The sequence below is a fragment of the Mesorhizobium sp. WSM4846 genome, assembly GCF_055811415.1.
This window is the reverse complement of the sequence record NZ_JBVVPZ010000066.1, coordinates 1-24,300: the sequence shown is the minus strand read 5'-3', so window position 1 is coordinate 24,300 and position 24,300 is coordinate 1. Positions and strand designations below refer to the sequence as shown.

General features: G+C 60.0%; 17 protein-coding genes and 8 pseudogenes. 13 read left to right on the top strand and 12 right to left on the bottom strand.

The window, feature by feature from the left end:
- Nucleotides 1-88: 88 nt before the first annotated feature.
- The 5 genes and pseudogenes from AC0L15_RS31605 to AC0L15_RS31585 all read right to left on the bottom strand — a co-directional run.
- A protein-coding gene (locus AC0L15_RS31605) for an IS630 family transposase (protein WP_473498205.1) occupies nt 89-1,035 on the bottom strand; the annotation gives its coding sequence in 2 pieces (ribosomal slippage) (nt 89-694 and nt 697-1,035; 945 coding nt in all).
- Nucleotides 1,036-1,134: 99 nt separating this feature from the next.
- Nucleotides 1,135-1,679, bottom strand: a pseudogene (locus tag AC0L15_RS31600) (IS6 family transposase); the annotation flags it as partial.
- Between the two features lie 170 nt (nt 1,680-1,849).
- Nucleotides 1,850-2,308, bottom strand: coding sequence for an NUDIX hydrolase (locus AC0L15_RS31595; protein WP_473498203.1), 459 nt, complete (start codon nt 2,306-2,308; stop codon nt 1,850-1,852).
- Nucleotides 2,309-2,601: 293 nt separating this feature from the next.
- Nucleotides 2,602-3,987 carry a TolC family outer membrane protein gene (locus AC0L15_RS31590; protein ID WP_473498201.1) on the bottom strand — a complete coding sequence of 462 codons (1,386 nt, stop codon included), beginning with the start codon at nt 3,985-3,987 and terminating at the stop codon, nt 2,602-2,604.
- Nucleotides 3,988-4,613: 626 nt separating this feature from the next.
- Nucleotides 4,614-4,949: pseudogene (locus AC0L15_RS31585) on the bottom strand (helix-turn-helix domain-containing protein); the annotation flags it as partial.
- A 635-nt stretch (nt 4,950-5,584) separates the two neighbouring features.
- Between AC0L15_RS31585 and AC0L15_RS31580 the strand changes: the two are divergent.
- Together AC0L15_RS31580 and AC0L15_RS31575 are read left to right on the top strand one after the other, a co-directional pair.
- Nucleotides 5,585-7,744, top strand: a complete 2,160-nt coding sequence (locus AC0L15_RS31580; RefSeq protein WP_473498200.1) for a S46 family peptidase — start codon at nt 5,585-5,587, stop codon at nt 7,742-7,744.
- Nucleotides 7,745-8,207: 463 nt separating this feature from the next.
- Nucleotides 8,208-8,550, top strand: a pseudogene (locus AC0L15_RS31575) (type 2 periplasmic-binding domain-containing protein); the annotation flags it as partial.
- 14 nt (nt 8,551-8,564) lie between these two features.
- On the opposite strand, the gene AC0L15_RS31570 reads toward AC0L15_RS31575, so the two are convergent.
- From AC0L15_RS31570 to AC0L15_RS31540, 7 genes and pseudogenes are all read right to left on the bottom strand, one after another.
- Nucleotides 8,565-9,341: a TIM barrel protein gene (locus AC0L15_RS31570; protein ID WP_473482642.1), complete on the bottom strand. Its 777-nt coding sequence runs from the start codon at nt 9,339-9,341 to the stop codon at nt 8,565-8,567.
- Nucleotides 9,342-9,807: 466 nt separating this feature from the next.
- A pseudogene (locus AC0L15_RS31565) lies at nt 9,808-10,355 on the bottom strand (transposase); the annotation flags it as partial.
- A pseudogene (locus AC0L15_RS31560) lies at nt 10,340-10,483 on the bottom strand (IS6 family transposase); the annotation flags it as partial. The pseudogenes AC0L15_RS31560 and AC0L15_RS31565, both read right to left, overlap by 16 nt.
- Before the next feature lie 721 nt (nt 10,484-11,204).
- Complete coding sequence (locus AC0L15_RS31555; protein ID WP_473498198.1) at nt 11,205-12,101, bottom strand: alpha/beta hydrolase family protein; 897 nt, start codon at nt 12,099-12,101, stop codon at nt 11,205-11,207.
- Between the two features lie 72 nt (nt 12,102-12,173).
- Nucleotides 12,174-12,596, bottom strand: a complete 423-nt coding sequence (locus tag AC0L15_RS31550) for a tautomerase family protein (protein ID WP_473498196.1) — start codon at nt 12,594-12,596, stop codon at nt 12,174-12,176.
- A 59-nt stretch (nt 12,597-12,655) separates the two neighbouring features.
- Nucleotides 12,656-14,011 (bottom strand): MFS transporter, encoded by a 1,356-nt coding sequence (locus AC0L15_RS31545; protein ID WP_473498194.1) that lies wholly within the window; start codon nt 14,009-14,011, stop codon nt 12,656-12,658.
- A 60-nt stretch (nt 14,012-14,071) separates the two neighbouring features.
- Entirely contained in the window at nt 14,072-14,995 is a 924-nt protein-coding gene (locus tag AC0L15_RS31540) for an NAD(P)H-dependent flavin oxidoreductase (protein ID WP_473498192.1), read from the bottom strand.
- A gap of 179 nt (nt 14,996-15,174) precedes the next feature.
- Between AC0L15_RS31540 and AC0L15_RS31535 the strand changes: the two genes are divergently transcribed.
- The 11 genes and pseudogenes from AC0L15_RS31535 to AC0L15_RS31485 form a co-directional block, all read left to right on the top strand.
- On the top strand, nt 15,175-16,101 hold the full coding sequence (locus AC0L15_RS31535) for a LysR family transcriptional regulator (RefSeq protein ID WP_473498190.1): 927 nt from the start codon (nt 15,175-15,177) through the stop codon (nt 16,099-16,101).
- A 784-nt stretch (nt 16,102-16,885) separates the two neighbouring features.
- A pseudogene (locus AC0L15_RS31530) lies at nt 16,886-17,127 on the top strand (Tn3 family transposase); the annotation flags it as partial.
- A 120-nt stretch (nt 17,128-17,247) separates the two neighbouring features.
- Nucleotides 17,248-17,370: pseudogene (locus AC0L15_RS31525) on the top strand (phenazine biosynthesis protein PhzF); the annotation flags it as partial.
- Nucleotides 17,371-18,262: 892 nt separating this feature from the next.
- On the top strand, nt 18,263-20,122 hold the full coding sequence (locus AC0L15_RS31520; RefSeq protein WP_473498188.1) for an ABC transporter ATP-binding protein: 1,860 nt from the start codon (nt 18,263-18,265) through the stop codon (nt 20,120-20,122).
- 776 nt (nt 20,123-20,898) lie between these two features.
- On the top strand, nt 20,899-21,699 hold the full coding sequence (locus AC0L15_RS31515) for a YggS family pyridoxal phosphate-dependent enzyme (protein ID WP_473498186.1): 801 nt from the start codon (nt 20,899-20,901) through the stop codon (nt 21,697-21,699).
- A 15-nt stretch (nt 21,700-21,714) separates the two neighbouring features.
- Nucleotides 21,715-21,831, top strand: a pseudogene (locus AC0L15_RS31510) (dihydrodipicolinate synthase family protein); the annotation flags it as partial.
- The gene (locus tag AC0L15_RS31505) at nt 21,803-22,222 is read left to right on the top strand and encodes an SDR family NAD(P)-dependent oxidoreductase (RefSeq protein WP_473498209.1); all 420 of its coding nucleotides are present in this window, start codon (nt 21,803-21,805) and stop codon (nt 22,220-22,222) included. The pseudogene AC0L15_RS31510 and the gene AC0L15_RS31505, both read left to right, overlap by 29 nt.
- Nucleotides 22,219-22,620 (top strand): hypothetical protein, encoded by a 402-nt coding sequence (locus tag AC0L15_RS31500; protein ID WP_473498184.1) that lies wholly within the window; start codon nt 22,219-22,221, stop codon nt 22,618-22,620. Before AC0L15_RS31505 ends, AC0L15_RS31500 begins: the two co-directional genes overlap by 4 nt.
- 73 nt (nt 22,621-22,693) lie before the next feature.
- On the top strand, nt 22,694-23,500 hold the full coding sequence (locus AC0L15_RS31495) for an AcrVA2 family anti-CRISPR protein (protein WP_473498183.1): 807 nt from the start codon (nt 22,694-22,696) through the stop codon (nt 23,498-23,500).
- Nucleotides 23,501-23,510: 10 nt separating this feature from the next.
- Nucleotides 23,511-23,714: a ribbon-helix-helix domain-containing protein gene (locus AC0L15_RS31490; RefSeq protein WP_473498207.1), complete on the top strand. Its 204-nt coding sequence runs from the start codon at nt 23,511-23,513 to the stop codon at nt 23,712-23,714.
- Nucleotides 23,715-24,011: 297 nt separating this feature from the next.
- The coding region (locus tag AC0L15_RS31485) for a transposase family protein (protein WP_473498181.1) at nt 24,012-24,300 on the top strand (289 nt) is incomplete at its 3' end.

The following is a 24,300-nucleotide window of genomic DNA, read 5'->3' as shown; positions in this document are numbered from 1 at the left end:
CGACGACCAGAAGCTGGTCGAGACGGTGGTGAACGACATCGTCGGCGTCATGGCCGAGATCAAGACCGCTGCCTAGAGCGCGATGATTTTAGGTTGGGACATAGCCGGCCTCGGTGAAGTAGTTGGCGCATTCCTTTGATGTGACGGTGTCGAGGATTTGGCCGATGGCGCTGCAGACGGCGTCGGTGGTGCGTCTGGCGGCCTTTCGCAGCAGGTGCTTGAGCTTGGCGAAGAGCAGCTCGATTGGATTCAGGTCCGGCGAGTATTTGGGCAGGAAGAAGAGCTTGGCGCCGGCTTTGCGGATGGCGTGCCGGACGGCCTTGCCCTTGTGCGAGCCGAGATTGTCGATGACGACGATGTCGCCCGGCTTGAGGGTGGGCAGGAGCACCTTCTCGACATAGAGCCGGAAGCGCTCGCCGTTGATCGGCCCGTCGATGAGCCATGGGGCGTCGACGCGGTCGTGGCGCAGGGCAGCCAGGAAGGTCATGGTCTTCCAGCGTCGATGCGGCACCTTGGCTTTCAGGCGCTGGCCGCGCGGCGCCCAGCCCCGGAGCGGAGCCATGTTGGTCTTGGTCCAGGTCTCGTCGATGAAGACCAGGCGGGAGGCGGCGATCCGGCCCTGATGGGCCTTCCACTGCGCCCGCCGACGCGCCACATCGGGCCGATCCTGCTCGGCGGCGATCAGCGTCTTTTTTTGTGCGTCAGCTTCTCGGCACGGACGAACTCCCACACCGAGCGGTAGTCGACCTTCAGCCCGCGCTCGGCCAGTTCTGCCACAAGGCCGCGCAGCGTGAAGTCTGTATTGCGGCAGCGCTCGATAAGCCAGTCGCGGTGCGCACCGGCAATCTTCTTCGGCCGTCGCCCGCCCATCTTGCCGGGCTCCACCATGCCCGTTTCCCGCAGCCGGCGAACCCACCGGATGACCGTGCTGATGCCGACCCCAAAACGCGCCGCCGCCTGCCGCCGCGACAGGCCCTCCTGCTCAACCGCACCAACAACCCGCTCGCGCAGATCCATCGAATAAGGCTTGCCCATCCATGCTGGCCTCCATCCCCAGCCAGCATGTTGAATCAAATCCCCGCTGATTTGGGAATCCCCCTTCGATTCAGCCTCTCTTCATCCCGCTCTAGACGTGCGGCGCTTGATGCGCCGATGGTCCTGCTCGATCCGATTGTTGAGGTACTTGCTCTTGCGGATGCGGATCGGCTTCAGCGCTGGTCGCGATCGATTCCGCAGACGGTGTTCGGCGTCGCAGGAAATGATCGCCTCATGATTGGTCGGGCCGCCGCCGATGACGATGCGATCCGGTCTGCCGAGGCGCTCCAGGGCCTTCCGGAAGAAGCGCTTGGCTGCCGGCAGGTCGCGGTGTTCGCTGAAGAAGAACTCGACCGTGTCGCCGACGCCGTCGACGGCACGATAGAGATACATCCGTTGGCCGCGTATCTTGATGTATGTCTCGTCCATGTGCCACTTGCCGGTGACGGCGCGCTTGCGCCCGTTGAAGCGCTCCAGAAGCTGGGGCGAGAAGTGGACGACCCAGCGGTGCACAGTCGAATGGTCGACGTTCAGGCCGCGTTCGGCCATCATCTCCTCCGGACGCGCAGGCTGAGATTGTAGGCCAGATACCAGCGCACGCACAGCAAGATCACTGATCGGTCGAAATGACAGCCTTTGAACATAACAAGCGCGCGCCAGATATGGCTGCCATTCCGTTTGCGACAGAATCACCGAGCCTCCATCATTCAGTTCCGCCAGTTCAGCGGAAGGCCGTCGCTTTCGCGCTCGCCGGAGCGCCTCGTTGAGTGCGACGCGGGCGAGCCAGGTAATTGAGCATGTTTTATCCTAGCGTTCAGAAACAAGCCAGTTCAGGCGCTATAGACTCCAGTAGGGCAGCCAACTCAGGTTCGTCGACCAGGAGGGCTGCTTGATCGGGCTTAAGCCAGGCCCGTCTTCGATACTTCCGCTCTTTCCATTCATCCAGCTCCTGCTGCACGTGAAGCGGGTATACTTCAACGGTTACCGGGACAAATGTGTCCTTCAATCGCTTCCAATAATGGAAGCTGCCGACGGATTGCTCATGGAAAGTGCCCACTACTCCGGCTTCGTCACCAGCCTCATGAGCTGCAGCCTCGCGGTCTTGTCGACCCTTCATCGGCCACCCCTTGGGCAAGATGAAGCGGCCTGTTTGCCGAGACGTTAGCCGCAAGATTTCATCGTCTCCGTCTGCAGTGCGGCGATAAGGCAATGCGGCAACCTGTGCGATGGGCGTACCACGGCGCGCTCGCTTCTCCAGCTTCTTTTTCTTCAACCGGCCATCCATCTCGCTAAAACCTTAGCCCGTATTGTCGGTAGCGGGCTAGCTTTTGGCGATAGCCACAGCTGGGTTCTTGGACGACTCCGCCCCTGGCCGGGAGGTGTCCAATAAGCCGTCTTCAAAGCCCTGCGCGACGGCGCGCCCGATATGATCGCGGGCCGGTCCGTTTCGCCGGCAACCCGTATGCCGAGAGAGACGTATCAAACATGAGAGGCAGGCACTCCCATGCTGGTGGGAGGCGAAAATGCATCCACTTGTCATCGACGCGAAGCTTCAACTCGGGCAGTTTATCGCGAATCTGGCGTGCGTAGACCGGTCCACTTGTCCTTGACAGTGTCGTCCGGCCTGTATTTTGTCACCTGCAGGTTGAGACGCTTGGCCGAAAGGTGACCGATCGCCTGTAGGATGCCATAACTCGCCACCACCACGTCGTGTTCGGCTTTGGCCTGATTGATCTTGCCGGAGATGACTGCGGCCTGGGCGTTGAGAACGTCGAGCGTGGTGCGTCGGCCGACATCGCGCTCCTCGATGACGCCGTTCAAGGCAAGCTGCGTAGCGGCAGTCACCTGCCTGTTGGCGGCTACAGTTTGCCGGGCTGCGGTGTACGTGGTCCATGCTGCAATCACTTGCTGACGCACCAGATCGCGGCCGACATCGGTTTCGATCCGGGCCTGACCAAGCGATTCCTTGTTCCGTCGTACAAGCGCCGAACTGCGGCCACCCGAATACATCGGTATGGTCAATGTCGCGCCGATGCTGGCCGAATTGGTCGTGCCGTCCTGCTGGCTCGCTATAGGCGAGGTGTTGCGATAGGCGCTCGAGACGCCAGCGGAAGCGGAGAGTTGAGGCAGCAGCGCACCTTCGGCCGATTTCACCGAAAACGCTGCCGCGTCGACCAGATGCTGCGAGGCCAGGATGGCGGGGTGCTCGCTTGATGCAGTCACGATTGCCGCATCGAGACTCGGCGGCAACAGCTTCGATGGCGGCGAAGCGGCTCTGAGCCTCCCCGGCTCGTGGCCGACGAGCTGACGATAGGTCGCCGCACTCACTAGGAGCTGCTCACGGGCGCCGGCCAATTCCGCCACGGCAGACGCGCGCGAAGCGTCGGCTTGAGCGACGTCGGTACGCGTAACCTCGCCAACCTCGAAGCGCGAACGCGCAGCTCGCGCCTGCTCGGTCAGGAACCGCACGTTTTGCTGCGTCAGCACCGCTACCTGCCGGTCGCGAACGACGTTCATATACGCCTGGGCTGATTTGAACAGGATGTTCTCTTCGGTGTTGCGCATGCTTTCGACCGAAGCTCTGACCTGCGATTCGGCGGCGGCGACGTTGTTCCTAGTCTGAAAACCGTCGAACAGCGTCTGCTTAATCTTGACGCCATATTCGCCGGTCGTCTTTCGCGCGTTTTTATTGCTCCCGTTAACATGGCTGCTGGACTGACCGACGTTCGCGGAAACCTCGATCGTCGGGCGCCACCCTGACTTGGCGATGGCTACGCTCTCATCGGTAACGCGGACCTTGGCGCGGGACGAATTTAGAGAAGAATTGTTCTGGTATGCCTCCGATAGGGCTTCCAAAATGCTCTCGGCGGAGGCGGCGTTCGAAGATAGCGGTGCAGTCGCTACAATCCACAATGCCAGTCCCGCCAGTCTCTTACGTGATCGCAAATTCATTTCCCCATTCTGAACGCTGGATAATCCCGGCCGCACAGCAGCTACCAATCAACGCACGGGCCCCGCGTTGAACGCGCCCAGATTACTCGGGCCCGCAACTAGGACGCTGTGAGTACCTCATGCGCCTCCTGGGTGCGGATCGGCGCAGCCACGCTTCGGACCGCGGAAAGCTTTTTGCGAAGAGTGATAAATTGAACAAATAGATTGTTTGGATCGATGCATCCAAATGATGGATACAACTGCTCCCTGCCTGATAACCATTGGACCAGACATTCGCACGCAAAAAGGGCGGGCCCCGGATCAAGCTCATTCGATTGCGACCCCAGCGACCGTCATCTCGTTTCGAGATTGACAGCGGCACCTCGCCGGGCATCAGTTCGGGAGCGATTTGAGAGTTTCGACGTAGCGTTCGGAGATGGCGGCGTTCATCGGCGCGTTGATGATCAACGGTGCGACAAGACCGTGGCATCGCAGCCCAGCGATGAAGGTCTGCGTCTGCCATTGGCCGAATGGCGGCGCATGCGTCCTGAAGCGCTCGCCCTTCGCTACCCAGCCGGTGTCTTTGGTCAGCTTGGTATTGGTCGACGTCTCATCGAGGAAGATCAGGCGTGCTAAAACCTTGTTGGCGAAGGCAGCGTCTCCTTGCTGACCGCCAGCTGATGCCGTTCGATCAGCTTCTCGCGGGCAAGCGTCGGACCGAAGTCGATGTAGTGTTCGCGGATCAGCTCTAGCACGAAGTCGCGAACACCATCGACAATGCGATTGTTGGAACGCCGGCCACGCGCCTTGTGCCGGAGAGCCCCAGCGCCATCAGCCTGGAACGTCTTCAACAGCCGCTGGATCTGACGAACTGAAACGCCGAGCAAACTTGCCGCCGCAACGCTCGTCATTCGCCGCTCAACAATCTTCGACAAAACCTCGATACGCCGCAGCTCGCGTTCGCTCATCAGAACCAGTCCCAATCTGCAATCTCCCGCGCTCTCGAATGCGGGCAGATTGGCAAGGCAGGAGCGACATTCCTACTTTGCCAGATCCGGACATTTTAACTTAGCTGCTACAGGTCAAAGTCGCATAATTGGCACAGCGGAACGGCAGCTGAGCAGTTCCTGAACCGCCCGGCGCCTCAAGCGGCGATAATAATTCAGATGTTCGCAGATGGGTCGCTCCACTTCCCGACCGGCGAACACCAGCAAGGATATGCCCAGGATACCGCATGGTCTTCGGCGTATACGGCTAGGTGAAGAAACGCACTCTCACAATTAATGGCCAGCGACGGCCGTTCGGCAGCGGGCTTCGTCGCTGGCGAGGACGAGGGTGTCGGGTCTACGACGAAATGTCGGAGGTCGGACATGGAAGGCAGCTTACCATTTGGGTCGTTGAAAGCTTTATTCATTTGGCACGATTAGTGCAACGGATAATCCGCAAACGTTGCACGGAACCGATACGATGTGAGGGAAGCGTCATTCAGATGTTTGCGTTGACCGTCCCCTTAGTCTTCACCCAGTGGCAGCCGCGCAGGCGCTGGCGTCGCCGGCCAGCCCGATAGCTCATCGATCCAGTCGGCGGAGACAGTAGATAGAGTGGGAGAGACACCAGTATGAACTGCGAATGTGATAGGGTTGCTTGGGTAAGTGCCATCGCCTTGCTGTGGACGGCCACTGCTGCATCGGCGAACGAAGGCATGTGGATGCCGGCCCAGAGTGCAGAAGTCGGCGCGGCCATGCGCGCGGATGGGCTCCAGATCGATCCCGCGCAGCTGAGCCGTCTGGACGCTGCTCCGCTTAACGCGATCGTTTCACTGGGCGGATGCTCCGCCTCATTCGTCAGTCCGCAAGGACTGGTCGCCACAAACCATCACTGCGTGCTGGAATCCATCCAGTACAACAGCAAGGAGAGCCAAGACTATCTCACCAACGGGTTTCTGGCGAAGAGCCTGGGTGAAGAATTGCCTGCGGCGCCCGGCAGCCGCATCTATGTGATCGAGGATATGCGGGATGTGACCGCTGACATGCTCAAGGGCGTCTCGGACAAGCTGAACGGCTTTGCCCGCTATGAGCGGCTCGAAGCGAACCGCAAGGCGCTGATCGCCGCGTGTGAAGAACAGCCCAATCGCCGCTGCGACGTGATGCCCTATTATGGCGGCGCCTCCTACCATCTCCAGCAGAAGCTCGAAATTGAGGACGTGCGCCTCGTCTACGCGCCCGCGCCCGGCATCAGTAACTTCGGCGGCGAAACGGACAATTGGATGTGGCCGCGCCACACAGGCGATTTCGGCTTCTATCGCGCCTATGTCGCTCCTGATGGTTCCTCCCGGCCCTATGCGCGTGACAATGTGCCTTACCGGCCAAAGAGTTGGCTGCCCATGGCCCGTGAAGGCGTCCAAGAAGGCGATTTCGTGATGGTCGCCGGCTTTCCCGGCGCAACCCAGCGGTTCCTCACCGCCGATGAAGTCCGGTTCAACTTCGCCGACTACGAACCACTGTCCCAGCGTTTGCTCTCGGATTATGCCGCTCAGATCAACCAAGCCACGGCAGGCAATCGCGAAGCGCAGATCCGCTACGCCTCCATCCTACAAGGCGTGGAAAACTACAAGAAGAAGCTGGCGGGCGATCTAGCCGGCGCCGACGCGATCGGCCTCGACGCGCGCAAGGCTACCGAGGAGGAAGCTTTTCGCGCCTGGGTCGCTGAGTATCCCGTGCGGCAGACGCGCTTTGACGCCGCAATCCGCGAACTGGACGCGATGGTGGGCGAGAATAGCCGGGCTTCGCTGGCGAGGCTGCGCCAGGCGTTGCTCAATCGCGCGCAACTACTGTCATCGGCACGCACTCTCTATCGCTGGACAAAGGAGCACGAGAAGCCCGATGAAGACCGTGAAAGCGGCTTTCAGGATCGTGACCGTAAAGAAATCTCGGATCAGCTGACGCAGATCGAACGCCGCTATTTGCCAGACATCGATCGAAAGCTTTTCGAGGCCGCACTCGACGAATATCGCCGGCTGGACGCAAAGGATCGCGATACTGCTTTCGAAAGCGCTTTGGGTCAAATTGGCCTTGACCGACTTTATGCAGACACCAAACTCGCAGACACGGCAATGCGGCTCGGCTGGCTTGACAAGCCCGCTGCTGCCTTCGAGGCGTCGGAGGACCCTTTCATTAAGCTGGCGCTCGCTCTTTACCCCGGCGACTTAGCTGCGGAGCACGCTGCGAAGGACCGCGCTGGACGCAGCCAGGCGGCTCGCGCCATCTACATGCACGGCCAGCGTGCCTATCGGCAGGCAATCGGCCGGCCGATGTATCCCGACGCGAATGGCTCGCTGCGCACCACTTGGGGCAAGGTGGCGGGGCGAACACGCGACGGGCAGATATGGATGCCCTTTACCACGGCGGAGGGACTTCTGGCCAAAGAAACGGGCAAGGGTGAGTTCGATGCTCCAGATGCGGCTATCGCAGCGATCCGAGCCAAGGATTATGGCCCCTATGTCGCGCCGGCGCTGGGCACGCTTCCAGTCGACTTCCTGTCCACCGCCGACATCACCAACGGCAATAGCGGCTCGGCCACGCTGAATGGGCGCGGCGAGTTCGTCGGCCTCGCCTTCGATGGCACGCTTGATGGAGTGATCTCCGATTGGGCATATGCCGCAGACCGCAATCGCAGCATCCATGTCGACAGTCGCTTCATGCTCTGGATCATGGACAAGATTGACGGCGCTGGCCGGTTGCTCAAGGAGATGGGAGTGCTGCCGGCGTCGCGCTCCTGAGCGGGGTAGTCTGGTGGTAGGGAAATGCAATTCGGGGACATTGACGTGAGCTTGCCACAGCGATCGTTGATCGTGCTCGAATCGGCCGGCGCTCCAATGCATGCGCAACATTCAAGGTTCGCCAGCGCCTGAGCCGTTGCCCAATACCGTTTCCCCCTTGGCATAAATTCAAATGACTTAATCTGTGCAGTCGCACCGATGCGCCTGAACATCGCACTTTCATCTTTTTTGCGTGTTTCGCAAACTCTGGACAGGGCTAAATTGCGGACGGCTGTTTCGCTAAGTCCACGCACTGCTTGCCGGCGTCTGTCCTCGGGAGAGCTGGCTTCGATTTGGCTGAACAGTTTGGCGAGGACCGCGAAATGAAGGCAGCATAGGGAATGGAAGCGCCACGGGCGACGACTCGATAGAAGCGGTTCACCCGTTCGACCAGCGAAGTGACGTTCATTAATCGCACTACTCAGGGTCCGAGCTGAAGCCCTCCATCGAGGAGCGGTTTTTCTTGAGCATGGCCTCAAGAGACGTGTCGAGGTTATCGTGCAGGCGTTTAGGATGATCCCGCCGATGGTCTCAGGCACAGCTCGTATAGCGACCATGCCCTTCCGGCTGATTGAGCATTTCAAGAAAACGTTCCCGCTGCGGATCATCGAACTTCCGCTGCCGCTTCCGCATTTACCGAGGCCCTCCAATGGCCCGCCTTTCACAACAGTGATGCGGCAAGCATCTGGATGCGAGAGATAGTGTTACAGGAGGCGTCTCGAATGACTTCTCCGCGGGACGCCAAAAGCCGTCTCAGGCACCCCTAATTTACTCCCGCGTCTCACGCCGCCATTCGCGTCAATAGCCCTTGTCGGACGAGATCGATACTCGCGGCAAGTGCGCCTGCGACGTCGTCCAGCGCGTGGGCTGCGTCGACAAACGGTGCGAAGGAGAAGGGGCCCTCATAACCGCCATCAAGCAGCGCCTGGATCTGGCTGCCATTGTCGGAACCTGCTAGGACGCGATCCGGGTAAATCCAGTGGATTGGATCGTTCACGCTTGAAATGTGCACGAGACCGGTCAGGTCGCAGGAGAAGAACGGCTCCCCGGCGAGCGTGTGATGAAACGTGTCGTGCACGAGGCGGAAGACGGACTGGCCATCAATGGCGGCAATGGCCTTAGCCGCTTCGTTCTTCGATCGAAGCGAGCAGGTCTGGAAGCCCAGCGGCTCGATGAGACCGATCAGGCCGCGCGACTGGAGGATCGGCTTGAGCGCCTTCAAGGCAAAGCGGAGATCGCCCCGGCGCTCGCCATTGGCGGGCCACGAGCCATCGTTAACCGGCACCAGCATGAGCGTCTTGGCGCCGCAGGCCGCCGCATAATCGGCGAGCTTGCTCGCTTCGGCCTTGCGGGCGGGTGTCCACTCATTGAAGCGCTGCAAGGCATTGATGGAAATAATCCCAACGCCTGCTTCGGCGGCGGCAGACCGGACGTCCGCCGCCGGCATGCCGCGTGCAATAGCATTGCTGCGCTGTTGGCTGCGGATCTGGACATCGGTCAGGCCCTGGTCACGGGCAAAAGCGAAAAGTGCCCTGACGTCGAGTCCGGACGTCGCCATGTGGTCGAGTGCAAAGCGGGGCGCTGCTTGGCGCATGGCTTGGCTTTCCTTCAATGTTCCGGGAAATCTTTCTTTGACGCTATTGCGACACTTGACTTAAGACAAACGATTAGATCAGATGTTTTTCATCTGAAAAGGAGATGGCTGATGAACAGCGCCGACCTCCGGTTTTTCCAGGCGGTTGTGAGAGCAAACAGCACGGATTGGAGCACAATGGCTGGCCAGGGTGCTCCGCTTGCGCGTGCCATGCGGCCAAACTCATTTCGAGGTCAGCACTGCTGCTCTTAAGACCGAGGTTCAACAATCAAATCGAGATCAGTAAGTGTGACTGTCGTCGAAGGTGACCCGCAGCAGCCGAGTGCCCCATCTGTGGGATGCCTCTCGTTTTGCCAAAACTTGGAGAGTCACACGATCTTCGCATGATGGGGTCGGAACAAGAACTGCTCAAAATCGTACGAGGCATTTATCAACCAAAGGCAGCTACGGTTGATTTGATGATGATTCCTCCACCCAGGCTTCGGCGCATCTGACGCCCCGTGGCGACGCGAAAAACGCTCAGTAGCTGCAGCGCCGGCGGCACGCGCGACCAGATGGTCCTCAAGACTTCTAGACCATGCCGGGTTTTCCGAACGGCGCTCCCGGATACCACGCGCTGTGACCATCGGAAGCCAACCTCGTGGAAAGGTCGGCATGCTGCTGGCTGATATGATGAAAGACGCCGGCGATGGTACGGCGGACGCGGGAGTTGAAGCCCTCTACCGAATTGACGTGGACGGCATCGCGAACATACTCACCACTGGAATGCTTCACGGTCTCCTGCTTGGCAAAGCTTCTCACCAATGGCCATGAATGCTTTCCACTCGTCGCTCATCAAATGAGCTCTCGACTCGATCTGCGCTTTAATGACGCGTCGCTTGCTCGCGCTGAGAGACCGGTCACGACCGCGGCACGCGCGTCACCGGCCGGAGCGCCGGTCGTGACGTCGGTCGGTCGCTGCACCATGGCCATAACCGGCGCCTATCGATACTGATGCCGCGCCCGGCCGTCATTTCCTTCAAATCGCGAAGGCTCAAGCCGTAGGCCAGATACCAGCGAACGCAAAGCAGAATGACGGACTGGTCGAAATGGCGGCCCTTGAACATCTGAACTCTCCGGCGAAACTACCAGAGGCCGTGCCATGCGCCTGGTTACCGAAGACTTTGCAACACAGCCTCGCGCACATCTTCTGCTGAAAACCCGCACGCAGACCCTCGATGGCTCCCTGCGGTCGACCTTCCGGCAAATGGTATCCCGGCATGGCGAACGACAATCACGAGAACGGCGAAATGGTCCGCGCGGCTTGACCGCCCCACAAATCCTCATGCTCCCCTCGTACGGGCGTGAAGCATCTCGAGCATCGCAGGCCCGGCGCGCTCGACGATGGCGACGCCGGCCAGCAATCCTGCGCGCAGTTACGGGGCAGGAGCGGGTTAGCCGCGGAAGGAAGCGGCTTCCATTGCGCATGGGGATATGGAACCAGTCGAGGACATGCTCGCTCGCCTGCGATCATTTCCGCGTGCGACGGGACTTCTTCCCAACTGCCGGTACGAAAGGTAATATCCTGATTGGGTGCTTCTTGGTCGAGAGTACGCCGTTGCAGTTCGCGATCATAGCCGCGCCGTCTTCAGCCAGCGAGCGGCCTACGATCAGCTCGAATTTTTCTTCCGGTCGTCACGGGGCGGATGTACTCGGGAACCGGGCAGGTTCACGCGGGCAGGCATCCTGCATGAAGGGTAACTGACAGGCGAGCGTTACCGCTTTCGCTAAGACGCCGCCAGTTCCGGCGGCATTGGCGGCCGAGCGAGCGCCGTTCGACGCCGCAAATTATTCGCCATTGGACTTTAGAAAGGCGACCGTCGCTAAGATCAGCTTGTCCACGGTCTTGGCACTCTGTTCAACGCCGAAACCATGATCAACGGGTTCAGCCCACAGTTCTTCCGGACCGTCGTGATAAGCCAGCAACGACTTGGCGAGAACGGGTTGGGGAAAGACGATGCTGTCGCGCGTGCCGACCGCGAGGAACAGCGGCCCCTTGTAGCGCGAGATTTCGCCGGCAGGCTGCACCGCGTATAGGCTCTCGAAGAAGCGGCCTTTCAAGGGAATTTCCTTCTCATCTCCGACGCGCTTGGCCGGATAGACTTTATCGCCCGCTGTCACAGCTTCCGCCATCTGCTTCTCGCCAAAAATGGAGATGAACGCTGCCGGAAGATTGATGCCGGGGTTCCAGAGCACGACAGACTTTAAAGGTGTTTTCGTCCGGCCGGCAACTGCTGTCGTGACCGCACCGCCCAGGCTCATTCCCATCAACGAAATACGTTTGCCGTCGACGCTGTCATTCGTCGATAGGAAGTCGAGCGCCGCTTGTGCGTCCGTTATCTCGGTTTCGACGGTCATGTCTTCGAATTTGCCGTCGCTCGCGCCGCTGCCGCGAAAATCGATCCGAAGCGAAGCGATGCCATTCTTTGCGAGCACCGGCGCGGCACGCCCGAACAGGCCTTCCTTCACCGCCTCCGAACTCCATTCGTTGCGGCTGCCGGTGAAACCGTGAAGCATCAGGATGACGGGAGGATTCGCGACATCATCCGGCGTGACCAAAGTGCCTACGATTGTCTGGCCTTCGACTTGGAACTTGATGGTGGCCTCCTTGGCTTGCGCCGAAACTAAAAAAGTTGTCATCAGCATTCCCAGTGACGCTGCAACGGTTCGGTGTAGCTGTTTCATAGCTGCTCTCTCCTTGTTGTTTGAATTTGCGCGGCCGGTCAAAGCTGATGGCGCGGCCGTATCGGACTGGCATTAGACATTGACGTGTCTCACCGCCGCGATGCCTAATTTCCGCGAAGTTCGCCGGTTATGAATTGCAAGGCCGAAGGACCAATCCGCGTCACCATTTTCTACGATACTGACCACAACATCTGCAGGGTCGATCGCACACACATCCAAAAGCCCTGTTGCAACGAAACGATAGAAGGCCTGTTTGTCGTCAGTTGACCGCGCTCGCGAGATCACCTCGATAATGATCAGCCTGTCACTGCGAAAAAGACCAAGACCGGTATCCTCCGCGCGCACATGCGATCTCTCGTGTTGGATCAGGATCTGATAGCGATCGGCTGGCGGTACATGGAAAGCCCTGACCACCGCCTCATGGATGCAGTCGAGGATCTTGTCCTGCTCCCCAGGCGATCGGCCCTTCAGAAGGTTAATTTTTATCAGCGGCATGGGTCGTCCTCGGAAATAGGAAGAGGGCGGGGACGCGCACTCGGCGTCCCGGTGAAGATTCAGATTGCCCTCGCAGGTAGGCCGGTTGGGGCAGCCTCGGGCTCCCCAGCCAGCGCGCAGGGGAACCAGAGAACATTTACGACTGCGCTCATGATCGCGATCGCAATGGGATAGGCCAGGCCCGCATAGATGTTGCCCGTGTAGGCAACCAGCGACAGGTTGATGAGGGGAACAAAGCCGCCAAACACGCCTGTTCCGATGTGATAGGGCAGCGAGAGCGAGGTGTAGCGCAATTTCGCCGGGAAGAGCTCGACGAGGAAAGCTGCCATAGGGCCATAGACCAATCCGACGAAAACGAGTTGGGCGACGATCAGCGCTGTTACCAAAACGAAGTTCTGGGCAGCGACGGCGGCGGCGATGCCCTGATAGATTGGAACATAGAACACGGCTGCCAGAATGAAACCGGTGACAATCAACTTGCGACGGCCGATCCGGTCGGACAAGGCGCCGAAGAAAACGATGACGGGCGTTCCGATCACCAAAGCAGCAGCAAGGCAAATGTTCGCTGTCAGGAAGTCAAGCTTCAGCACGCTTTGCAAGAAATACAGTGCGTAGAACTGGCCTGTATACCAAACGCACCCCAGGCCGGCGGTCGCCCCGAACAGTGCAAAGGCTGCATAACGCACGCCATCACCGGTGGCGAAACTCTCACGGATTGGGCTCTTTGCGGTCTTCCCGCCTTTGCGAAGCTCCTCGAAGACCGGGGATTCGCTCAGCTTGAGGCGCAGATAAAGGGACAGCACGATCAAAACCGATGATAGCAGGAACGGAATTCTCCAACCCCATTGCTTGAAGAGTTCTTCGCCGAGCGACAGCCGACACGTAAGCACGACGACAATCGCCAGAAAAAAGCCGACGGTTGCCGTTGTCTGGATAAAGCTCGTGAAGAACCCGCGCCGGTTCGCCGGTGCGTGTTCTGCAACGTAAACGGCGGCGCCGCCGTATTCGCCGCCTATCGCCAATCCCTGGATCAGCCGAAGGACCACAAGAGCGATCGGTGCGAAATATCCCGCGGTCTCAAAGGTTGGCAAGACGCCGACGAGCGCGGTCGCAATGCCCATCAGAAGGAGCGTCATCAAGAACGTGCTCTTGCGTCCGACGCGGTCGCCGATGCTGCCGAACAGCAGGGCTCCCAATGGGCGCACGAGGAAGCCTGTGGCAAAGGTTGCGACGCTGATCAGAACAGCTGCCGTCGGTTCATTGGCAGGGTAGAAGAGCGTTGAGAAGAAAATCGCCAGACTTCCGTAAAGATAGAAGTCGTACCATTCGATGACCGTGCCGGCGCTTGATGCAAGGACGACGGTCCAGATACCTGGTTTGCGGACGGAGTCGCCCCTTTCCTGTAGCTGTTGCATGCTGCAGTTCCCCTTTTATGTTTTGAAAGCAGTCGGCCCTCTCTTCAGGGCCGTGGTAAGTCAGCTCGCGATGCGCTGATCGAATGCGTAGACCCCAAGTCTTTCGCCTGCCTCGCGCAGCGTTCGGCGAACGATGTCCTTCGCCGACGGCACATCGTTGATGAGGCCCACCGCCTCACCGACAGTCACGTTGGCCGTGTCATAGTCGCCGGAGGCCCATGCCGCCTCGACCTTCGACAATTCTTCGGAATGCAGCGTGCGCAGCTCTTCTTCCCGCCCGTGCCACTTGTCGATGAAGCCGTTTTTGAGCAGTCGGCCGGTATAGCCAGCGGGCCAGGCCTTCTGACGGACGATATCGTAGACGGAAGTCCGGATTGTCTCGTCGCCAGAGGCCGCGACTACCTTGTCCTTGGCTGCCGGATGGATGAGCGACTCGCGCGTAGCCCAGAACCTGGTTCCCATCAGGACCCCGTCTGCTCCGAGCATCAGCGAAGCGGCCAGGCCCCTACCGTCGGCAATGCCGCCTGCCGCCACGATAATGACAGAAGGCGAAATCTTTGCCACCAGATCCACGACTGCGGGAACGAAGGGCATGGTTGACCGCGCGACCAGGCCATGGCCGCCGGCCTCAGTCCCCTGAACAATAAGAATGTCGGCGCCAACGTCGATTGCGCGCCGGGCATGTTCGAGTGTGTGGATCATGCAAATCAGCGGAACACCCGCCTGCTTGACCCGTGCCGCGAGCTTCGCCGGATCCGAAAACGAAAGCATCATCGCGGACGGACGCTCCGCAAGTGCGCGGTCAAACAGATCAAGGTCGGCTTCGACTGCCCAGGCGATGAACCCGCAGCCAACGCGTTCATTGGTAATCAGCGACGACTCTGTTTCGTACCATTGACGATCAGCATATCCCCCACCCAACAGGCCCAGACCGCCGGCGTCGGCGACGGCGGACGCAAGCGCGCCACCCGCGGCCGGGGTCATCGGGGCAAGGATGATGGGATGCTCGATTTCGAAAAATTCTGTCAGACGCGTTCGTATCGTCATCAATACTTCTCCCAGCTTGAGGAAGTTCCCGGAAATTTTTCTTTGACGCTATTGCGACACTTGACTTAAAACAAACGATTAGATCAGATGTTTTTCATCTGAAAAGGAGATGGCCGATGAACAGCGCCGACCTCAGGTTTTTCCAGGCGGTGGTGAGAGCAAACAGTATCGGAGGGGCTGCCGGTGTGCTCAACACGGTGCAATCCAACGTCACCGCGAGAATAAAATCGCTTGAGGAGGAAATCGGTGCTCCGCTTTTTCATCGCTCCAGGCGAGGGGTTACACTGACAGCCACCGGCATTCAGCTCGTTCCCTATGCTGAGCGCGTCGGAGAGCTTCTGGACGAAGCCAAGCGCGTCGTCACAGACCGCGGTACGCCGTGCGGTTTACTCAGGATCGGCTCGATGGAGACCACTGCAGCGCTTCGCCTTCCACCGATCCTGATCCGCTATGCTGCAGAATATCCAGAGGTCGACGTACTGGTGGAGGCTGCCCCGACGGAACAGCTCGTCAGCGAGGTCGTCGGACGCAAACTGGATGGCGCGTTCGTCTCCGGCCCCATCGCTCATCCCGAACTGAAGAGCCTATCGATCGTCGAAGAGGAGCTCGTTGTGATCTCCTCGCCGCGGTTTCGCGAGCTTTCGGATCTGAAGGCCTTGGCCGCATCGCCGGCTCTGAAGGTCCTCGCTTTTCGATCGGGCTGTTCCTATCGCCGGCGCATGGACATGTTCCTGGCGGCGTGTGGGGTAACGCATGTCCGCTGGATGGAACTCGGAACAATGGACGGGATCATCGGCTGCGTCGCCGCCGGGGTAGGGATGGCCATGCTACCTCGGGGGGTCGTTCAGGATGCGGCAGCCGACGGACAGGTCATCATACACCAGCTACCTGACAATCTGCGGTCGGCGCCGACTGTTTTTGTGACGCGGAGCGACGAGTATCTCTCCGCGGCACTTCAGGCTTTCATGGCGGTGGCGTCTGAGGCGCATTCACGGCCTCAGCCGGCAGGACCAGAGCCGGCCCGACAACTGCAGCGGGCTTAAGAAAGATGGAGCAAAAACAAGGGGTCAGTCAGATCTATCTGACGCATCACCAGCATCTTTGCGATATCGCCCGGCGGGTTTGCCCCAATGCGCGCATACACGAGCTGGCCGTGCCGCTCGAGCCGGAACGCCGAGTTGCGTGACACGTCGAAGTCCAGAGCTGCCCTATCAAGGCCGGCCGGGACGGAGACCAGCACCCGGCAGCCGGGCAGCGCGCCAAAAGGACCCCGCGCGTCATATGAACTGGATCCCTCATAGTGCGTCGCAACATTTTGATGCTGCACTGCGGAACTTTGCGGTAAAGCGGGAGTTCTCTGTGCATCTAGCAAGCGAGGGCTCGATGAGGCGCTACAAGATTCTGCCGTCGGAATCAGGGCTGTGGTCTGTGATCGATAGCCTGACAGGGCTTCCCGCCGAGAGATACGGTCGGCCGCTCACCGGGCTGACCCGGTACGAAGCCGAAGAGGCTGCCTTTAACCTCAGCGAGAGCACTCCGCCATGGATGGCCTTGGTCAGACGTCGCAGACCTTAATCAAGGCTGCCGAATCCACGGATGGTCGAACGCGATGCGCCTCCCACTCCATCACACCCTTTCGCGTAACCTCTCACCTCTTCCTTCTGGATGCGTGCGTCATGGCAGGGGGCGCATGTGCTCCCCAGTTCGCCCTGGCATAGGAGCCGGACCGTCGCGGTGCGCCAGATGGTTGGCGACCGTGGCCGGAACCGTCGCCCGTTCTCTTGCCGATGAAGTGCGGGGTGCCCGACACCGAAATGGCGCGCGAGCCTTCTGCCGATCTTGACACGGGCGATCGACTGGAACCTCATCGAGCAGCAGTATGACGAGTTGATCAAATATGCGGCGGCCCTGCAGCACCGCACGGCCGATGCGGAATCGATCCTGCGCCGCTTTGCGCGGGCGAGCGTGCAGCGCCCAAGCTACAGGGCGCTGGCCCAACTCGGCAAGGCAATCAAGACCATTTTTCTCACCGCTATCTCGGCTCGGAAGCCTTCCGGCGCGAAATCCACGAAGTGTCGCTTGGCAGTTAATAGTGAGAACGCAGTCGTTCAGTCAGGTTTAGCAGTTTATTGCGAGAATGGCGTAGCTCGGATTCTTCATTTTAACTGCAGTCGCATCAGTGCAGTGGTGCTGAACTCCCTGGCGAGGCGACCGGCATCTTCGTGCTGGAGGAGAATATCGGACCGGTGCGTCGCGCGGTGAGCAAGCACGACGGCCCGACCTTCGACGAGTTCGATCTGGCGAAACTGCCGCTCTTTCGCAACGTGGTCGATCTTCAGCGACAGCCTGGCGACCCCGGCTTCTAAACGCCGTCATGGAGTAGCTCCTGCACTCGTTCGACCGAAATGTCCGATTCAAAGATCAGGTCGTGAGGGAATGCCCTCCCCGCAGATGATCGGCAGTCGCTCGATCGCGCGACGCGCGGGATCGGCTTCTTCCGTGAACCCGCAGGTCGATATCAGAAAAAGGTTGCGGCGGTTACCGCGAACTCATGGCTGGCGCAGCAAGCGCTCTTTTCAGCAAGCGCCCTGGTCGGGAGCCGGTGAGGATGAAATTCGGCTCGGGTGCGACGATTACATGCTCGATGTTCCATCCGGTCTTCCCGAGCATGTCTATAGCGACTTTTTTGTGTCCGAAACTGAACAAGAGTGTCGGAGCCCCACCCGCTGGCCGTTACAGCCAGGCACCGGCTGGCGAGCAAGCGGTGGAACGAAACGGAGCGCAAATCCGGCACGGAAATTGCGCTGATCTCGTAAGTGAGACGTCGGCAGGGCGTCGTGGAGGACCGAGAAATCAACCAGGAGCGTGCTCGATGCCCGCAATGAGACGGCCAGAACAGGACGATGAACCCAGCCACACCTGGGGAGCTGGGCCGCTATAGCCAGCCGCGGCACCTCCTCATAGATCGCGCCTCCTTCAGCCAAGCCGTCCACCAGCACTACGAGGGCCATGCAGCTCTCGAACGTGGCCACAGCGCGCATGTTCATTCAAGTGCGCCCCTCAGCCTTGCGTGGTCCGCTCGAAGCGCGCCGGGAACGCATTGTGTGTAGACGAGGAACGTGCGCTTGGCAGTTAAGGGGGCGCGCGCTCTCGCACTCCTCCGATGCGCCCACCCATTCTTCTGATCAGCCGGTTTGACCCGCCATGTCGCCTTCGCATTTCATCTATCGCCCCTTTGAGACGCTTATCCGCCCGCTGGATATCCCCTACGCGCCTTTGCCGGCAACAGGTCCGTTTGCGCTGCTTCTGCATTTCGCACGCATGTTCCGTGGCGTGCTGGCGGCCATCGCCGTCTTCATGATGGCGGTCGAGGGAATCAACCTCGCGGTGATCTGGGGCATGTATATCATTGTGGACGGGGTGAGCACGAACGGTGCGGCGGTTTTCCTTGAGGAAGCTTGGCCTATGCTCACGTTCCTCGGCCTGCTGATGTTCCCCGTGCAACCGCTGCTGATGTTCATCGCCAAGACATTGGGGTCCCAGGCAGTGTCCGTATGCATGCCCGCGGCTATGCAATGGCATGGCTACAAGGCGGTCGAACGTCAGGACCTTGCATTCTTCCACGATCTCTTCGCCGGCCAGGTGGCGTCGCGCATTTCGCAACTCGCCGCCGCCGTGCAGCAGCAGATCGTCGTAGCGTCTTCCAGCATACCGTATTTTCTCGTGCAGTTTCTCGGTTCGCTTTCGCTGCTTGCCACGCTGTCCTGGCCGCTGGCGCTTCCGGTCTTTTTTTGGATCGTGGCGAACGTCACAGTCGCGGTTGTGGCAGTGCCATATTTTGCCGTGCGGTCCCGCCACTCTGCCCGCGCGCGCAGCCTCGTCGTCGGCGCCATGACCGACCTCTACAGCAACATCCACGTGGTCAAGCTGTTTGCGGCCGAAGACAGCGAGGCGGACGCAATGCGCACCATCATGGGAGATGCCATTGAGACGCAACAGCTTGAACGGCGCATCCACTTAACAAGCGACACCAGCGTCGTCCTGCTGAACGTACTTCTTTCGCTGACCAACATCGCCGTCGGGCTCTGGGGACTCGTGGCCGGTTTTGTCACCACCGGCCAATTTGTTGCTTCAATCGCACTCGTTCAGCGGCTCAACGCCAACTCCCTGGCCTTTCTCCAGCTAGGACAGCAGATATTCCAGGCTGTGGGCACGATACGCGACGCGATGCCGGTCATCACCACGCCTTCAACGGTAACCGATGTCTCCGGAGCCAGGCCGCTGGCCGTTGTCGCCGGCGCGGTCGAGTTCAGAGATATCCGGTTCGAATACCGGCAAGGAAAAGGGGTAATCGAGAATCTATCGCTCAGGGTCCGCGCCGGCGAGAAGGTCGGGCTCGTCGGCATGTCGGGGTCCGGCAAGTCAACGCTTGTCAGCCTGCTTCTGCGGTTCTTCGACGTAAACGATGGCGCAATCGTCGTCGACGGCCAGGATATTCGTTCGGTGACGCAGGCAAGCCTGCGTCAGAATATCGGGGTCGTGACCCAGGATGTCTCGTTGCTCCATCGCTCTGTCGGGGACAATATCCGTTACGGCCGGCCGGATGCCTCGCCGGAGGAGGTCGAACGCGCCGCAATGCTGGCCGATGCGGACTGTTTCGTGGCCGATCTCAAGGACAGCGAAAACCGCACCGGCTACGATGCTTTCGTCGGTGACCGCGGGGTGAAGCTTTCTGGCGGCCAGCGTCAGCGGGTCGCCATCGCTCGGGTGCTGCTTAAGGACGCGCCAATCCTCCTTCTAGACGAGGCGACTTCTGCCCTGGACAGTGAAGCCGAGGCGGCGGTCCAAGAAAAACTCGAGCTTATAATGGAGGGCAAGACGGTGATCGCCATTGCCCACCGCCTGTCGACGATTGCCAGCATGGACAGGATCGTCGTGCTCGACAAAGGGCGCATCGTTGAGGAGGGCTCCCCCTCGGAGCTACTCAAACGCGACGGCCTGTATGCCCGCCTGTGGCGGCGGCAGACCGGCGGCCACATTGCCGACAGTTCCGAGGAGAGATAAGCCGACTGGAAGGTCGTTCGTCACGGCTCCGCGCTGCTCGCAATGCTTGGCTGTTGTCGTAGAGAGCGGGCATGTTCGCGTTAGACAAATCTCGGCTTTCGCCGCCTCCGTCGCAAATGTGTGGGAATGGGCGACGAGATTGCCACAAGAGCTCTTCGGTTCTATCGCGAGAAGCTGACCGCCCGCGGCCGTGCCGATGCTGGTACCGCCGAGTCTTAAGCAGTGGTGATCGCTCGACTTCGTCTCCGACCGTTCCACATCCTCATCGTTTGCCGACGCCACTGCAATTGGCCCCGCAACGGGGTCGCGAGCCGGAGTTCAACCAGGCCGTTCGCCCTAAAACTGATCCAGCTCAAGGCAGCCTACCGCCACCCATGTAGAACGGGCAACGAGCGCGGTGCGCACCAGACAAAGGGCAATGACCAAAGCCGTCCTCGACATCGCATCGGAGTTCAACGTCTTTGCACCAATGCCCAGGAATGGTCGACGCGACAAACAACTCCCCGCGTACAGGCGCTGAGAGCCGCCGACGTTTAACGGAAAATCACAAACGGGCTATCCCGATCCCTGGGGGGCCAAGGAAGCCGCCCCATGAATCGCTGCACATCATCAGTTGCAATTCTTGCTTTCGCCACCGTCTGCACATTGTCTGCCGCCGCTACGGCGGCGGATCGGACCATCTATGCAGCGCCCGACAAGAGCCTCGTGTTTCTTAGTGGCATCGGCTACACGCGGCTCAAGGCCAACGAGCTTGTCTACGACAGGGGCAGATCACAATGGGCACGAACAATCTGCCGCTTTCGCCCGAGGACGTCGAACGCTTCGGGCCTGATCCCCTTACCACCTTCCGCACCAATCTGGCGTCGGTTGAAGAGCGCATCACGCTTGCTTGCGCACGGGCCGGGCGCGACCGTGCCTCCGTGCGGTTGCTGCCGATCACCAAGACGGTGCCGGCCCATATCCTGCGATATGCCTTCGACGTCGGCATCAGCACCTTCGGCGAGAACAAGATCCAGGAGGCAATGACAAAGAGCGAGGCGCTTCACGATCTCGCCATCGACTGGAGCATCGTCGGACATCTGCAGACCAACAAGGCCAAATATCTGGCCCGCTTCGCGCGTGAGTTTCATGCGCTCGACAGCCTGCGGCTCGCCGACCTTCTGAACACGAGGCTGGACCGCGAAGATCGCTTCCTCGACGTCTATGTGCAGGTCAACACGTCTGGCGAGGACAGCAAGTTCGGCCTTCATCCGAACGCACTGCTGCGCTTCGTGGAGACCCTTGATCAGTTTCCCCGTCTCCGGCCATGCGGGTTGATGACACTTGCGCTGTTTTCCTCCGACATGGCCAAGGTGCGGCCTTGCTTCATTCTGCTGCGCCGGCTGCGGGACAAAGCCGTGAAGCACAACGCCGCGCTCACCGGGCTCTCCATGGGTATGACCGGAGACTTCGAGGAAGCCATCGAGGAAGGCGCCACTGTCGTGCGCGTCGGTCAGGCCATCTTTGGCAAGCGGCCGACGCCTGACGGCCACTACTGGCCGGGTTTCGCCCCCACCGATCGAGGAATTGAACCATGATTTTTCGCAAACGGCCTGTCTGCTTTTCCGATCACCCCCGCCGATCGTTCCGGCCGGGTCGACGTTAACGCGCTACGGAAACTGGTCAGCCGGCTGATCGCGGCTGAGGTCGATTCCATCGGCCTGCTCGGAGGGCGCCGCATTCAACTATCAGGCGGGCGGGGCCGACTACTGCTTCTCCAAGGCCGCCGTCCACCATCTCACAAAACTTCTCGCCTATGAATGCGCGCCCCTCGGCGTCAACGTGAATTGCGTCGCCCCCGGCATCATCGACACGCCCATGCACGGCCGCCCGAAGGAGGAAACCGAAGCAAGGCATGCGGGCCGCATCCCCCTGGGGCGGGTCGGATCGCCGGAAGACGTCGCCGGACTGGCGGTCGACCGTCTCGGCCAGAGCCGTCTCGCCCGCCTCGAACGCGCGCAAGATCGAAGTCAACTCCAAAGTGCGCCAGCCGCTGCGCGGCGATCCGGCCAGCCGCGGTCCGTTTCTCACGATCCTCAATGCCGATTTTCAGGAGAATGACCAAGGCCCGACCAGGGCAATTCAGGCCTATTCGCAGCCCGTTTACAACGGCGACACTCTGTTTCCCGTCGAATCCGGCTTCGAACGCGACGTTTTCGCAGATGCTATTCTGGTTGCAGCGCTCGCTCTTCGAAGCCGCGCCGCAATTGCGCATCAAGATCACCAAACCGCTGTTTGCACGGGAAACGCCTTCGGGGCTCTGCCGCCCGGACTTCGTGCTCGAGACAACCTACGGCAACTATGAGCCCGTGAACCTTGTCGTCGAGGCCTTCGGCATGGACACCGACGAATACAAGGCTGCGAAAGAAAAAGCGCTCCCCCGGATGCGCGAGATCGGGCCTGTCTTCGAAATCCGGCCGCTCGACATTTACCAAGAGAACGCCGAAGGAAACTGGTAAAAGGCTCCAACATTGGATCCTTGAGCACTCCCGCCATCTCCCTCTCGATCTTCTCAAACCCCTATGCTGCACGATGCGACTACACACGGCACTTGAATACTTTCGCGGCGGGAAGTTCCGCTCACTCGAACCATGGCCCGCCGACGAGCCGGCGCAGCTCGCCCATTTCATCGAGAAACATTCGACAGAGACCGTCGAATTTTCTTTCAGCTTCATCGATCCCGACACGGCCGACGACACCCTGCAGGTCTTCATCGACTTCTCGAACCAGCTATGGGACGCGGAGATAGCTCCGATCCCGCACGCCTTCTTTTGGGTCTCCTGGTGCCAAAAAATTCTCGATGAAACCGTCCATTTGGCTGCTTTCTGCGAGCGCGTCACGAGCGAACTCGACGGCAAAGTCATCGCGCTCTCCACACGTGTGATGTTCGAAACGAAAAACCGCTCCAGTCTCGTTTTCGTCAACCAGTCGGGTCACAAGATCATCGGCGATCACAAGCGTGTCCTGATCAGCCACGCCGATACCGATACCGGCGCCCTTCTGACGGACAACGGTTTCGGCGTCGTCGCCGCCCTTCTCGGTGCCCTCTCCACGCCGCAGGCAATACGCCGCGAAGAACCTGCTCCGGTTCGGCTCAACAAGCAGCGCGAGCAAAAAGGAAAGGTCCCGATCGCGCCCATGATCGTCATTGACGTGCGTGCAAGCCATGTTGCCAAGTCGCAACCCCGGGGCTCCACCGGCTGGACCGTTGCCCCTCACTGGCGGCGAAGTCACCTGCGGACCCTGGCAGACGGCCGCGTGATCCCCGTCGCTCCTTGTTGGGTGAATGTCGAAGGCGACATCCCGCCGCTCAAGCCGGAATATGTGGTGAAGGTGTAACGGCTACGTCATTCTTGCCATTGACCAACAGGTCTCCGAACGAGGATACGGCACAAGCAGCGAGTACGTTCGCGAATTGATCCGGCGTGATCGGGATCGCGAACAGTTGCGCGGCCTGCTCATGGACGGTGCATCATCGCCGCCGACCGAGCCGATCGACGACCGCTACTTCGAAAACCTGCGCGATCGCATTCAAAGCCGCGCTAAAGCGTGACGGCGAAGCTGGTTATTCCGCGTGAGCAAGTGCGCGAGGACGTTGACAAGGCCGTTGAAGACTATCTCGAAACAGCTGGCCGACGGGTCGCTATCAGCCTGGTCGAGCAGCTCGAACGTGCCTACGCCCAAATTGCCAGTTATCCGGCTGCCGGTTCGCCCCGCTTCGCATACGAACTCGGCGTCCCCAGTCTGCGCCACGCTCGGATTAAAGGCTTTTGTCGCTTGGCAGTTAATCGGGTCTTTCTCAATTTGTGTGGTTCATCCGCTGTTAGCGAAGCTATCGCTATGGGCGGGCATGCGAACGGAATCGAAATGGTCGCCCGGCCCAGGCGTCAGAATTCTGGGTGTCGGGCTCACTGATGATCACAGTTGGGTTGTTTCCGCTGCCGGACCAGCGATCGGCATTTGCCCCGATTGCGGCCGGCGAAGCCGAAGTCGGCATGGCTGGTCCAACCGCAGCCTTCAGGATCTGCCGGTCCAGGGCAAGCCCGTGACGGTGAAGCTCCCGCTGAGCCGCTGGCGATGTGCACATCAGAAATGTGAGCGACAAACGTTCACTGATCGACTCCCGACGGTTGCTTCCC